The sequence below is a fragment of the Pseudarthrobacter sp. MOO13 genome (assembly GCF_058267655.1).
On sequence record NZ_CM177848.1, the window covers coordinates 956,964 to 970,239 of the forward strand.

Below are 13,276 nucleotides of genomic sequence, written 5' to 3' on the forward strand. Positions count from 1 at the left end.
TTGAGGCTTGGGATGAGTGCGGTTGGGACGGCTCCGCGGAGGTGGAGCAGCCGCTCAGAGTGAGTGCCAGAGGCAAAACCGTGCAGGCGAGAACGCGGCTGCGAAGCCGCAGGGCGGGACGCGGCATCAGCCCGCCACCGTGGCATCGCTGAAGAGCCTGCTGAATTCGTCCTGCGAGATCTGCATGCGCGGCTCGGAAGGGCCCCATGGATTTTGAAGGACGATGTTCCCCCGCTCGTCAACTCCGGTCACGAAATAGGCGTGGCCGGCATGGTATCCGTTGGGCGCCTCCTCCGGCGTTTCACCCAGTGTTGTGACCAAGGCCGGGCGTCCCCTGCGGGCCGCTTCCCACAGCTTCCCGGCGTCATCGGTGCGTTCCACGTCCGGTCCCGCCAAATACTGGAATGCGTCGGGACCCCAGTTGCCTTCAATGGCGCGGTAGTTCCCTGGCGGGTACGCCTGGTCCGGGGGTGCCCCTTCCGCTGTCCCGTCGTTTCTGTCGTCCTCGGTGTAAACCTGGGCCAGCGCTTTCTCAACATAGGCAGGCCAGTTGCCGCCAAACCCTGCTTTGGCTCCCATCTGTGCGCCATTGCTGTTTGCCGGCAGGTCCGAGGTGACGGTCACCCACTGCTCCTCTCCGTTCTTGTCGAACAGCAGGACGGAAACCGTGCCGTTGCCGTTATCCGTTACGTGCTCGCGGGCCCAGCCCGGATCGGCATTGACCATGGCCCCGGCGGCGGCCAAAACCACGCAGTCCCCGTACTGCCCCTGCCTGATGTCGCCAGTGCCCGGGCGTTGTCCGATCACCGGCCACTTGGGTTCCATCCACCGGTCCGTGCTGCTGGCCTCAGGGCCATCAGGCCTCGCTGCATCTCCCATGGCCTGCCCGTCCGGCTGGGCCCACGGGATGAGGTCCTTCAGGCGCCCCACCTGCTCTGCTGACGCCTTGGACAGGAACGGGTCCAGCAGTTGCTGACGTTCGAAAGGCGTGGTTCCCTCCCAGTTGAACAGTCCCTTGCCGTCGGCCGCCGCGCCGCTGCCCAGGCTTCGGAGCTCATCATCGGTTAACGACTCCAGCAACTGGTTCAGCTGGGCAGGTTTGAGCCCGGTCAAGGCGTCACGGAGCTTGTTGACGTCCGAATCGTTGCCCACAAAGAAGTTGTCGCCCGACGCAGCGTCCCTGACCAAGCCCCGGAGCCAGTCCAGTTCGGGCGCCGAAAGGTTCGCTTCGCCGCGGTCGGGGTGGCGCACCACGGAATGCTCCCCGCCGGTCAGGTAATCGGACGTCGCATCCCCGGCGGCCGTGCCGGGAGGGCCCCCGGCCGAACTGGTCCGGCCTGCCGCGCCACCGGCGCCGCTGGCGCGTTCCTGCTCGTCCGCGTGCCGTGCGGCTGCCTTCCCTGCGTCCGCAAGGGCCTCAATGACGCGGCCCAGCAGGAGGCTGTGCGTGCCATTCCAGTCGTTCCGGAACCCCTCGGCGTCGGCCCCTTTCCAGGTGCCTGGCTCGCCCACGTTCCTCGACAGCGCCGTGGCAGTGGACATCAAGCGCGCGGAGGAGGCGGTAAGGGCCTTCCCCAGGGCGCGAAGTTGGGCGACGTCCGCCCCGTAAATGCCTGCCATTATTCCCCCAATATCCAGGCGCAAGCTTACGCGAGGCGCCCCGCCGGAGGCATGGGGAGAACTGCCCGCTAGCTACTGCGGCCGGTTGGGCGGCGGGACAGCCGTAGCGCCACAACGGCGACGGCGCCCGCCGCCAGTGCGACCAAGGCCAGGACCGCTGCCCCGTTCCTTCCGGCCTGGGTGGCCTGCCGCGTCCCGCCGCCGGTCACCTCGTTGGCGGGAATCTGCCACTCCGACGGTGCCGGAAGGATTCCCTGCGGCAGTTGGGTCCCGCGCAGTTTCCGTCGGGCGGCCAGCCGCTCCCGCACCGCCTCATCGGGGGCAGCCTCCAGATCGTCGGCGGCGATGGCAGTTGGGTAGTCGATGATGTAGGGCTCACCGTAAAACGCAGAGGACGCCGCCGACTCCACCCAGGTGAACGGTGGTGGGGCAACGTCCCGCGCTGCGAACGCGGTCAGCAGCATCTCCCGGATTTCGTCAAGGCTCTTGCCCGTGGCCCCGCGGCGAATCACGTCGAAGATGGCCAGTTGCAGCTTCAGTTTGGCATCCCCGTCAGGATCGTGCGCCTCCGGGTCCACCACCGCGGGGTCTTGCCCGGTTGGATCCACGTCCAGGGGTTCTCCGCCGGCGTGGTTGGTGCGTCCTGGATCGGAGCTCATGGGGTTCCTCTCACTCGTGGTCCGGCCGTGCCTGGCCGGACGCCACACCCTAGCCTTACCCATCCCGGTCCGGATCAAGCACCGGTTGACCTGCCGCGGAGGGTTTCAGTGCCGGCGGTGGTCCTGGATAGTCATGCGCGGGCCAAAAGTGGGCTTGCGGTAACCGGTGCTCTGGATCATCCGCACCACCCGCTGCCGGTGCCCGCGCCAGGGTTCCAGCAGTTGGATCATGCCGGCGTCGTCGGTCCTGCGCCCCGTGAGCGCGGCCCCGATGTAGGCCGCCAGGTGGTAGTCGCCCACGGCGATGGAGTCCGGGCAGCCGTGGGTGCGCTGCACCACCTCGGCGGCGGTCCAGACTCCAATCCCGGGAATCACCTGCATTTTTTCTGCGGCTTCCGCGGCCGGCGACGCTGCCAGCCGCTCCAGGGCGGCGGCGGAGCGCAGCGCCCGCATGACGGTGGCGGAACGCTGGGGACCCACGCCGGCCTTGTGCCACTCCCAACTGGGGACCTGCAGCCATTGGGCCGCCGTTGGCGCCACGATGAGTCCTGCCGGAGTGGAGGCCCCCGCGCTCGGGGCCGGCGTCCCGTAGCGGTGGACCAGGTACCGGTAGGCGCGCCGGGCCTCCACCACCGTCACCTTTTGTTCCAGGATGATGGGCACCAACTGGTCCACCATGCGGCCGCTCGCGGGCAGGCGCAGCGCCTGGCTGCGCCGGCGTGCCTCCCGGACCATGCGGGGCAGCGTGGCATGGAAGGCGGGTTCGTCGAAATCCCGCCAGTCGTCGTCGGCCCCCAACAGCCGGGGTGCTGCCTGGACCGCGGCCGCAGCACCCGGGCCCCATGCCTGGACGTCCACCCAGGGGCCGCCCGCTTCGCCGCCCGCGGGGGACAGCCGCAGGGTGGCCGGGCCGGTGGGGGACGTAAAGGCATTCCAGATCACGTCGCCCTGGACGCAGAAAGACGGATCGCTGTTGCCCCGCAGCAGCGGTCCAAGGGTCCGGGACAAGCTGTAGGGCGCCTCCGGATACCAGCGCAGGGACACGTCCGCGGCGGCCGCCAGCCGGGGAGGTGCGTCTGCGATGGTCATGTCTTCCATGGTCCCACGGCCCACCGACACCGGCGGGACCATCGGCCCTTCTCCGCGTCGCAGCCCGGGACTAGGATCACTGCTGGCGCACGGGCAGCGGCTGCCCATAAGCCGTGCCGTCGAGAACCAGGAGGCCATGGTGGGCGGAGCAGTGCATTTTGAGATTCCCGCGGACGACCCTGAGCGGGCAATGAAGTTCTACCAGGAAGCCCTGGGGTGGCGGATGGAACCGGTGCCGGGGATGGACTACACCATGGTCATCACCACGGACATGGATGCGGCCACCGGGCAGCCAACCACGCCCGGGGCGATCAACGGCGGAATGATGGCCAGGGAAGGACGGATCACCGCTCCCGTCATCACCGTGGATGTTCCGGACATCAACGCCACACTGAAGACGGTGGAGGAGTTGGGCGGTGCAGTGGTCATGCCCAGGAACGAGATCCCCGGCATGGGCTACACGGCATACTTCCAGGATTCCGAGGGCAACGTGATGGGGCTCTGGCAGAACCTCGCGCCGCAGGCCACCGGAACCCCGGACGGCGCCTGAGCACCCTGGAAAGACGAGCCGTCAGGGCATCCCGGAAACCAGCCACAGCGCCAGCACGGCCAGCGGCACCGTCAGCAGGACTGCCACCAGCCCGGCCACCGCAAACCCGCCCCACCTGACAGGGACGTTCAGTACCCGCAGGCGCTCATGCCACAGCAGCGTGGCCAGCGAAGCCCAGGGGCTCACCAGCGGGCCCAGGTTCACGCCGATGAGCAGGGCGGCCAGCCTGGCCGGAGATCCGGCCACCGGCTCCAGGGCCAGGTAGGCGGGAAGGTTGTTCGCGGCGTTGGCCGCCCCCGCGCCCAGCCCGGCCAGTTGCAGGAGTGCCGGCAGTCCGTCGCCCGATCCGGCGATGCCTGCCAGCAGCGTGGTCAGCCCGTGTGCGTGCAGCGTTTCCATCAGCATGAACAGGCCCACTGTCAGCATCAGCGGCCGCCACGGGACCATGGACCACCGCAGGGCCGAGGGCCTGCGGTGCAGGAAGACCGCCAGCAGGACCGCCGCCGCGGCAAGGGCGGGGTACTGGACCGGGACGCCTGAGACCAGGGCCGGGAGCAGGACCAGGAGCGTCACGGCGGCGGCCTTCAACAGGGTGCGGTCGCGGACGGGATGCGTTGGCTGCGGCCCGTAGGTTCCGCGCAGGTCCCGCCGGAACGCCAACCAGAGCAGGACGAGGGGGACCAGCAGTCCCACGACGGCGGGCGCCCAGACCAGTCCCGCGAAGCGCCAGGGGCTCAGGCCAAGCCGGTCCTGGGCCAGGAGGTTGGTCAGGTTGGAGACGGGCAGCAGGAGTGAGGCCGTATTCGCCAGCCAGATGCTGGTCAGTGCGAACGGCAGGGGAGGGATCCGGGCGTGGACAGCCAGGAGGACAACCACGGGTGTCACCAGCACGGCGGTGGTGTCCAGGGACAGGAACACCGTGGCCACCGTGGCCACGGCCACCACCAACAGCCACAGGGTGAAAACGCGGCCCCTTCCCAGCGCCGCCAACCGGTCCGTCACCACGCGGAAAAGTCCTGCCTCGTCCACCAGTTCGGTCACCAGGGACATGGCCAGCACGAAAGCCAGGATGGGAATGGTGCGTCCGGCCAGTTCGCCGAAGGCCGGGACGGGGAGGGCGCCGACGGCGAGGGTGGCCAGGCCTGCCGCCAGGGTTGCGCCGGGCAGCAGGTAGCTGCGGGTGGCTTTCAGCCATGCGAACTGCATCACCGGGCTATCCTCGCATCCCGGGCGGGGAACGGCCTGCAGGAAGCGGTAGCTTAGTATCTATGAAGTACGCCCAGTCCATCCTGGACCTCATCGGCAATACGCCGCTCATCAAACTCAACCACGTGACCGAGGGCATCAAGGCCACCATTTTGGTCAAACTGGAGTACCTGAACCCCGGCGGTTCCATCAAAGACCGCATCGCGGCGCAGATGATCGAGGATGCCGAACGCGAAGGCAAGCTGAAGCCGGGCGGCACCATCGTGGAGCCGACGTCCGGCAACACCGGCGTGGGCCTGGCCCTGGTGGCGCAGCAAAAGGGCTACAAGTGCATCTTCGTGGTCCCGGACAAGGTGGGCGAGGACAAGCGGGCCGTGCTGCAGGCCTACGGCGCCGAAGTGGTGGTCACGCCCACGTCGGTCCCGCCGGAGAGCCCGCAAAGCTACTACGGCGTCTCGGACCGGATCACCCGGGAGACACCCGGTGCCTACAAGCCGGACCAGTTCTCCAACCCCGCCGCTCCGGGCAGCCACTACAAGACCACCGGCCCTGAGATTTGGCGTGATACCGACGGCAGGATCACGCACTGCGTCATCGGCGCCGGCACCGGCGGCACCATCACCGGGACCGGCCGCTATTTGAAGGAAGTTTCGGCTGACCGGCCGGAGTCCGACGGCGGCGTGGTCCGGATCATCGGCGCCGACCCCGAGGGCTCGGTCTACTCGGGCGGCACCGGGCGGCCCTACTTCGTCGAGGGCGTGGGCGAGGACATGTGGCCCGGCAACTACGACAAGTCCATCCCCGACGACGTGATCGCCGTCAGCGACGCCGACTCCTTCGCCATGACCCGGCGCCTGGCGCGGGAGGAAGGCCTGCTGGTGGGCGGTTCCTCCGGCATGGCGGTGGTGGCAGCGCTCAAGGCGGCGCGGGACCTGCCCGAAAGTGCCGTCGTCGTGGTCATCCTGCCCGACTCGGGCCGCGGATACCTGGCGAAGATCTTCAACGACCAGTGGATGCGCTCCTACGGCTTCCTCTCCGGGGGCGAGGAAACGTCGGTGGGTGAGGTCATCAAGTCCAAGACCGGCGAACTTCCGGACCTGGTACACATCCACCCCAACGAATCCGTGCGGGACGTCATCAACATCATGACCGAGTTCGGCGTCAGCCACATCCCGGTCCTCTCGCAGGAACCGCCCGTGGTCATGGGTGAGGTCCTGGGTGCCGTGGACGAACGAACGCTGACCGCCAAGCTGTTCCGCGGCGAAGCGAAGCTGACGGACAAGATTTCCGAACACATGGGCCCCAAGCTGCCCGTGATCGGGTCGCTGGAAACCATCTCCGCCGCCAGGGAGCTGCTCTCGGACACGGATACCCTGATGGTCACGTTTGTGGGCGCGCCCGTGGGAATCCTCACCCGGCACGACCTGCTGGCCTACCTGAGCAACTAAAGGAGCACCCATGACTGCCTCTGAGAACCAAGGCTTCAACACCCGGGCCGTCCACGCCGGCCAGGCTTTCGAGCCCCGTACCGGCGCCGTGGTCCCCCCGTTGCACTTCAGTTCCACCTACGCCCAGGACGGCATCGGCGGCCTGCGCAGCGGTTACGAGTACGGCCGCGGCGGCAACCCCACCCGGGACGCGCTGCAGGAACAGCTTGCCGCCCTGGAACTCGGGACGCACGCCTACAGCTTCAGCTCCGGCCTGGCTGCGGAGGACGCCCTTATCCGTGCCCTCACCCGCCCGGGCGACCACATCGTGCTCGGCAACGACGCGTACGGCGGCACCTACCGGCTGATCAGCCGCGTGCTGGGCGATTGGGGGATCGGCAACACCCCGGTGGACATGGCCAACCTGGACACCGTCCGCAGCGCCGTCGCTGCCAACAAGACGCGCTTCGTGTGGGTGGAGACCCCCTCCAACCCGCTGATGAAGATCACGGACATCGCCGCGCTCGCGGATATCGCCCACGCCGCCGGCGCCCTGCTGGTGGTGGACAACACCTTCGCCTCGCCCTACCTGCAGAACCCGCTGGCCCTCGGTGCCGACGTGGTGGTCCACTCCACCACCAAGTACATTGGCGGACACTCGGATGTGGTGGGCGGCGCCGTGGTGGTGAAGGACGCGGAGCTGGCGGAGAAGATCGGTTTCGTGCAGTTCGCGGTAGGTGCGGTTTCCGGGCCGATGGACGCCTTCCTGACCACCCGGGGGCTGAAGACGCTTGGCGTGCGCATGGACCGGCACAGCGAGAACGGCCAGGCGGTGGCCGAGTGGCTGCTGGAGCGTCCTGAAGTGGAGGCTGTGCTGTACCCGGGCCTGCCGACGCACCCCGGCCACGAACTCGCCAGGACGCAGATGCGCAAGTTCGGCGGCATGGTGTCCGTGCAGTTCAAGGGCGGTGAAGCCGCGGCCCGGAAGGTGGCGGAGTCCACCACCGTGTTCACCCTGGCCGAATCGCTCGGCGGCATCGAATCGCTCATGAACTACCCGTCAGAGATGACCCACGCCTCGGTGAAAGGTACCGAGCTGGCAGTTCCGGTCAACCTGCTGCGCCTGTCCTGCGGCATCGAGGACGTCGAGGACCTCATCGCCGACCTCGACCAAGCCTTTTCCGCAATACCGTAGCGGCGGCAGGGGAACCCTGGCTTTCTTGAAGAAAGTCAGCTAGGGTTCCCGTATGCCTCTCCGATCTGACTGGTCCCAACGCACCTGCAGCATGGCCCGCGGCCTGGACATCCTGGGCGACCCCTGGTCCGTCCTGGTCCTGCGCGAGGTCTTCTTCGGGAACGGCCGGTTCGACCCCATGAAGGCCCGCCTCGAAGTGGCCGACTCGGTCCTCACCAAGCGGCTCGCGGGTCTGGTTGAGTCCGGGCTGCTGGAGAAGAAGCCGTACGACGACGGCGGCCGTACCCGCCAGGAATACGTGCTCACCGCCATGGGTGAAGACGCACTCCCGGTCCTGAACGCGGTCACCATCTGGGCGGAGAAGCACCTGCCCGCGCCCTCGGAGCAGGCCCACCTGTACGTCATCCATTCGGGCTGCGGGAAACCCACCACCTCGGCCGACACCTGCACGAGGTGCGGGGAACGGCTCACCGCCGCGAACACCAGCTGGCACAGCCGGTCACGGTCCGAGCAGCCCATCCGGTTGTCCACCGCAGCCCGGGAGGGAACGGCCGCGTGAGCACCCTGCCCGAGGAAGCAGCCGAACTACCCGCCGAAGCCGCCGCCGGGCCGGACACGGTCCGGCGCCGCCGGCTGCACCCGGCATGGATCGTCGCCGCCGTGGCGTTCCTTGCGCTGGTCGGGGCGGCTGGATTCCGGGCGGCCCCCGGGGTGCTCATGGTCCCGCTCCAGCAGGAGTTCGGCTGGTCCACCACGGTCCTGTCGGCTGCGGTCAGCATCAACCTTGTCCTGTTCGGCCTGACCGCACCGTTCGCCGCCGCCCTGATGGAACGGTTCGGCATCCGCGCCGTCACGGCAACAGCCCTGGTCCTGATCGGCCTCGGCAGCGCCTTGACGGTGCTGGTGAACCAGTCCTGGCAGATCCTGCTGACCTGGGGCCTGCTGATCGGCCTCGGCACCGGTTCCATGGCCTTGGTCTTCGCGGCCACCATCGCCAACACCTGGTTCACCAAAAACCGCGGGCTGGTCATCGGCATCCTGACCGCCGGCAGCGCCGCCGGCCAGCTCGTCTTCCTGCCGTTCATCGCCCTCCTGGCACTGGACCCCGGCTGGCGGCAGGCATCCCTGCTGATCGCCGCGGGCGCCCTCGCCGTGGTCCCGCTGGTGCTGAAGTTCCTCAAGAACTCGCCCGCCGACGTCGGGGTGTTGCCGTACGGTGCCCTGCCCCCGGTGCCCCCGGTGCCCCCGGTGCCCGCGGACACCGTGATGCCGGACGGAGCCAAAGTCCCCGCAGCCGCGGACGGGCCCCGCGCCAACGCCGCCGTCCGCGCCCTCCAGGTCCTCCGCCGGGCCATCAAAGTCCGGACGTTCTGGGCGCTGGCGGCAGGTTTCGCCATCTGCGGAGCCACCACCAACGGGCTGATCGGCACCCACTTCATCCCCTCCGCGCACGACCACGGCATGCCCGAAACCACGGCCGCGGGACTGCTCGCCGTCGTCGGGATCTTCGACATCATCGGCACCATCGCCTCCGGCTGGCTGACCGACAGGTTCAATCCCCGCGTCCTGCTGGCCGTCTACTACCAGTTCCGCGGCATCGGCCTGCTGGTGCTGCCATTGCTGCTGAACGCCGAGGTCCAGCCCAGCATGATCGTCTTCGTGGTGATCTACGGCCTGGACTGGGTAGCCACCGTTCCCCCCACGGCCGCCATCTGCCGCGAAACGTTTGGTGCGGACGGCAGCGTGGTCTTCGGCTGGGTGTTCGCGGCCCACCAGCTCGGCGCCGCCGCGGCGGCCATCGCCGCCGGAGCCCTGCGGGATGCCACCGGGCACTACACCTACGCCTGGCTGGGTGCGGCGGCCATGTGCACCATCGCTGCGATCACCAGCGCCACCATCCGCCGGGACCGGAGTTCGCGGGCAGCGGAGCCGGCTGCGGCCTGAACCAGCGCCCCACAAGGCGGCGCTAGGCTGGTCGGATGGAATCAGACGCACCCGCCGCTGCCCGCCCCGTTGCCCTGGTCACCGGCGCCGGGCGCACCGGGAACATCGGTGCCGGCATCACCCGGCAGCTGGCCGCCGATGGCTGGGACCTCGTCCTCTCGTACTGGGCGGGCTATGACGCCCGGATGCCGTGGGGGAGTGAGCCGGACGATGTCCTCCGCCTTACCGCCGAGCTCGAAGCCATCGGCGCCACGGTCCACGCCGTACCCGCAGACCTGCAGGACCCCGGTGTGCCGGACAGGCTGGTGGCCGAGGCCGTGGAGCTGGCCGGTCCGCTGCGGGGCCTCGTGCTCAGCCATGCCGAATCGGTGGATTCGGGGGTGCTGGACACCAGCGTGGAGTCCTTCGACCGGCACTTCGCGGTGAACACGCGCGCCAGCTGGCAGCTGATCGCCGCGTTCGCCCGCCAGGCCCCGGACGACGGCGGCGCGATCGTGGCACTGACCAGCGACCACACCGCGTTCAACCTTCCCTACGGCGCCTCCAAGGGTGCCCTGGACCGGATCGTCATTGCCGCCGCACGCGAGCTGGGTCCACAGCGCATCTCGGCGAACGTCCTGAACCCGGGGCCCATCGATACGGGATGGATGACTCCCGACCTAAAGGAAGCGCTCACCTCCCAGCAGCCCACCGGCCGCCTCGGCACCCCTGCAGACGTCGCCGGAACGGTGGCGTTCCTGCTCTCGCCCGCCGGGCGCTGGGTCTCCGGGCAGCTGATCAAGGCCGACGGCGGCTTCTCCGCCTGAGCTCCCTGCGGCCCCGTTCGCCCCGCGCCCTCCCAACTGGCTCGCACTAGATGTCGTTTTGGACCGCCAAAACGACAACAACTCCGACCTGGTTGGGAAGAAGGGTCAGTGGAAGGCGCCCAACCCGGTGATATGCCTGCCCAGGATCAGGGTGTGGACCTCGTCGGTGCCTTCGTAGGTCCGGACCGACTCGAGGTTCGCGGCGTGCCGGAGCGGTGAGTAGTCGCCGGTAATGCCGTTGCCACCCAGGATGGTCCGGGCTTCGCGCGCCACGGCGATGGCTTCGCGGACGTTGTTCAGCTTGGCCAGCGAAATCTGCTCCGGCCGGAGGGCCCCGGCGTCCTTCAGGCGGCCCAGGTGCAGCGCCAGGAGAGTGCCTTTCTGGATCTCCAGCAGCATGTTCACCAGCTTCTCCTGCGTGAGCTGGTAGCCGGCCAGCGGTTTGCCGAACTGCAGGCGGTCCAGCGAATAGGCCAGCGCGGCCTCGTACGAGTCGCGGGCGGCGCCCATGGCGCCCCAGGCGATGCCGTACCGCGCCTCGTTCAGGCAGGTGAACGGGCCGCGCAGCCCGCGGGCCGCAGGCAACAGGGCCTCCGGGCCCAGCCGGACGTCGTCGAACACCACGTCGCACTGGATGGACGCGCGCATGGAGAGCTTCTGCCGGATGGGCGTTGCCGTCACGCCGGGGGTTCCCGCCGGCACCAGGAAACCGTGCACGCCGTCGTCCGTCATAGCCCAGACCACCATCACCCCGGCCACCGAGGCCAGGCCGATCCAGCGCTTGGCGCCGTTCAGCACCCACCCGGCGTCATCCCCGCTGCCGTCCCGCTCGGCGAAGGTGGCCATGGCGGCAGGATCTGAACCAGCGCTGGGTTCGGTCAGGGCGAAGCAGCCGATCACCTCGCCGGCGGCCATCCGCGGCAGCCACTCCTGCTTCTGCTCCTCCGAGCCCCAGGTGTGGATGGCGGTCATGGCCAGCGAACCCTGGACGGACACGAACGTGCGGATTCCGGAGTCGCCCGCTTCCAGTTCCATGGCCGCGAGTCCGTATTCGACGGCGGTCCGGCCCGGGCAGCCATAGCCTTCCAGGTGCATCCCCAGGACGCCCAGCTCGCCGAGTTCGGTGGCCAGTTCCAGCGGGAACACCGCGTCCTCGTACCAGCGGGCGATATCCGGTTTGATCCGTTGGCGGGTGTAGTCCCGGATGTGCTCGCGGAGCTCCAGCTCGTCTGCGGACAGCAGGGAGTCGAGGTCCAGGACATCGGACGGGCCGGCGCTCAACGCTTCACCTCGAAGTAGCCGCGGGTGGCCGGCAGGAACCTGCACACGGCTGCCAGGACCAGGCCCAGCGCCAGCAGCACCACGCCGCTGACAAAGGCACCGCCGACGCCGAGGATCCGGGTATTCCCGTACGCCGGGTCCCACATCTGCACGGCGGAGACGAAGAACGCAGCAGTCAGCAGCACCGCCCCGAGGAGGGGAAGGATGCCGCGGAACCAGAGGTTCCGTGCTGAGTCCCGCAAGGTGGTCCGGAAGTACCAGAAGCAGGCGTACCCGGTGAGGGCGTAGTAGAACGCGATGAACAGGCTGATGGCGCTGATGGAGTCTGCCAGCAGGTTCTCGCTCAGTAAGCTCATGGCCACGTAGTAGGCAGCAGCCGCCCCGCCCATCACCTGGGTGGAGAAACCGGGCGTCTGGTTCCGCTCGTGGACCTCCGCGAATTTCGCCGGAAGGGCCCCGTGGACCCCCATGGACAGGGTGCCGCGGGCCGTTGGCAGGATGGTGGTCTGGGTGGAGGACAGGACGGAAGCCAGGACCGCGACGACGATCAGCCAGCCCCAGGGTCCCAGGACCACGTCCTTCATGGCGAGGAAGACATCGTCCTTGTTTGCCTCGTTGCCCAGGCCGATGCCCTCGGAGCCCACGGTGGCGTACATCATCACCAGCAGTGCCACCGAAACGTAGATCGCCATCAGGACGAACGCTGAAATCACGGCCCCGCGGCCGGGCGTACTGGCGGGGTTTTCGGTCTCCTCGTTCACGGCAAGGCAGGTGTCCCAGCCCCAGTAGATGAACAGGGCAAGGAGGGTTCCATGCACCACGGCTCCGGGATCGGCGAAGGCTCCCGCCGGGTTGAACCACTCGAAGTCGAAGGCCTGGCCCTCCGGGGCGCCGCCCACGATCCGCGCCACCAGGGCAAGGGCGAAGACGCCCAGGGCGATGTACTGGACATAGGTCAGCACCCGCTGGACGTGCTCACCCAACCGGATACCGCGGTAGTTCACCAGGGTCATCAGGACGATGAACAGCAGGCCCGTGGCGGTGACCACCACCTTATTCTGCGCAAGCGATCCGTCACCCACCAGCAGCCACACATACTGGCCGGCCACCTGGGCAAGGTTGGCCAGGACCACGATCCCGGCCAGTGCCACTCCCCAGCCGCCCAACCAGCCCGCCCACGGGCCGAAAGCCTGGCGGGACCAGGTGAAAGTGGTGCCGCAGTCCGGGATTGCACTGTTGAGCTCGCGGAAGGCGTAGGCGATGAACAGGACCGGGACGAATCCCAACAGCAGGATCAGGGGAGTGTAGTTGCCGTTCACGGCAACGATCAGGCCCAAGGTGGCGGCCAGCGAGTACACCGGGGCAGTGGAGGCCAGCCCCAGCATTACCGAGTCGCCCAGGTCCAGGATCCCGGCCCGCAATCCCTTGCCCGGCACCGGGGCGCCGGGCCCGCTGCCGGGGCCTCCCGTCGTCGTGATATCCGTGCTCATGCTGTCTCC

12 protein-coding genes are annotated in these 13,276 nt (G+C 68.6%); 6 read left to right on the forward strand and 6 right to left on the reverse strand.

Going from position 1 to position 13,276, the window contains the following annotated elements:
- Positions 1-126 precede the first annotated feature (126 nt).
- The 3 genes from AC4EEO_RS04500 to AC4EEO_RS04510 all read right to left on the reverse strand — a co-directional run bounded on the left by AC4EEO_RS04500 (position 127) and on the right by AC4EEO_RS04510 (position 3,368).
- Positions 127-1,620 (reverse strand): calpain family cysteine peptidase, encoded by a 1,494-nt coding sequence (locus AC4EEO_RS04500; RefSeq protein WP_018760532.1) that lies wholly within the window; start codon positions 1,618-1,620, stop codon positions 127-129.
- Positions 1,621-1,688: 68 nt separating this feature from the next.
- Positions 1,689-2,279, reverse strand: coding sequence for a hypothetical protein (locus tag AC4EEO_RS04505; protein ID WP_491339996.1), 591 nt, complete (start codon positions 2,277-2,279; stop codon positions 1,689-1,691).
- Between the two features lie 105 nt (positions 2,280-2,384).
- A complete protein-coding gene (locus tag AC4EEO_RS04510; RefSeq protein WP_491339997.1) occupies positions 2,385-3,368 on the reverse strand; it encodes a DNA-3-methyladenine glycosylase family protein in 984 nt (327 codons plus the stop codon).
- A gap of 136 nt (positions 3,369-3,504) precedes the next feature.
- Here AC4EEO_RS04510 and AC4EEO_RS04515 point away from each other — a divergent pair, with 136 nt between their 5' ends.
- On the forward strand, positions 3,505-3,918 hold the full coding sequence (locus AC4EEO_RS04515) for a VOC family protein (protein WP_018760529.1): 414 nt from the start codon (positions 3,505-3,507) through the stop codon (positions 3,916-3,918).
- A gap of 21 nt (positions 3,919-3,939) precedes the next feature.
- Here the strand turns inward: AC4EEO_RS04515 and AC4EEO_RS04520 are convergent, their stop codons facing one another.
- The gene (locus AC4EEO_RS04520) at positions 3,940-5,124 is read right to left on the reverse strand and encodes an ArsB/NhaD family transporter (RefSeq protein ID WP_491340395.1); all 1,185 of its coding nucleotides are present in this window, start codon (positions 5,122-5,124) and stop codon (positions 3,940-3,942) included.
- A gap of 62 nt (positions 5,125-5,186) precedes the next feature.
- On the opposite strand from AC4EEO_RS04520, the gene AC4EEO_RS04525 reads away from it, so the two are divergent.
- Genes AC4EEO_RS04525 through AC4EEO_RS04545 form a run of 5 tightly spaced genes read left to right on the forward strand, consistent with a single transcriptional unit; the run spans position 5,187 to position 10,496 of the window.
- Positions 5,187-6,572, forward strand: coding sequence for a cystathionine beta-synthase (locus AC4EEO_RS04525; protein WP_018760527.1), 1,386 nt, complete (start codon positions 5,187-5,189; stop codon positions 6,570-6,572).
- 10 nt (positions 6,573-6,582) lie between these two features.
- A complete protein-coding gene (locus AC4EEO_RS04530) occupies positions 6,583-7,746 on the forward strand; it encodes a cystathionine gamma-synthase (RefSeq protein ID WP_018760526.1) in 1,164 nt (387 codons plus the stop codon).
- 52 nt (positions 7,747-7,798) lie between these two features.
- The gene (locus AC4EEO_RS04535; protein ID WP_026264312.1) at positions 7,799-8,305 is read left to right on the forward strand and encodes a winged helix-turn-helix transcriptional regulator; all 507 of its coding nucleotides are present in this window, start codon (positions 7,799-7,801) and stop codon (positions 8,303-8,305) included.
- Between the two features lie 5 nt (positions 8,306-8,310).
- The gene (locus AC4EEO_RS04540; protein ID WP_491340396.1) at positions 8,311-9,690 is read left to right on the forward strand and encodes an MFS transporter; all 1,380 of its coding nucleotides are present in this window, start codon (positions 8,311-8,313) and stop codon (positions 9,688-9,690) included.
- Between the two features lie 35 nt (positions 9,691-9,725).
- Positions 9,726-10,496 carry an SDR family oxidoreductase gene (locus tag AC4EEO_RS04545; protein ID WP_018760523.1) on the forward strand — a complete coding sequence of 257 codons (771 nt, stop codon included), beginning with the start codon at positions 9,726-9,728 and terminating at the stop codon, positions 10,494-10,496.
- A gap of 105 nt (positions 10,497-10,601) precedes the next feature.
- Here the strand turns inward: AC4EEO_RS04545 and AC4EEO_RS04550 are convergent, their stop codons facing one another.
- Both AC4EEO_RS04550 and AC4EEO_RS04555 read right to left on the reverse strand, forming a co-directional pair.
- Positions 10,602-11,777 carry an acyl-CoA dehydrogenase family protein gene (locus AC4EEO_RS04550; RefSeq protein ID WP_491339998.1) on the reverse strand — a complete coding sequence of 392 codons (1,176 nt, stop codon included), beginning with the start codon at positions 11,775-11,777 and terminating at the stop codon, positions 10,602-10,604.
- Entirely contained in the window at positions 11,774-13,267 is a 1,494-nt protein-coding gene (locus tag AC4EEO_RS04555) for an APC family permease (RefSeq protein WP_491339999.1), read from the reverse strand. The genes AC4EEO_RS04550 and AC4EEO_RS04555 overlap by 4 nt, the downstream gene beginning before the upstream one ends.
- Positions 13,268-13,276: the final 9 nt, after the last annotated feature.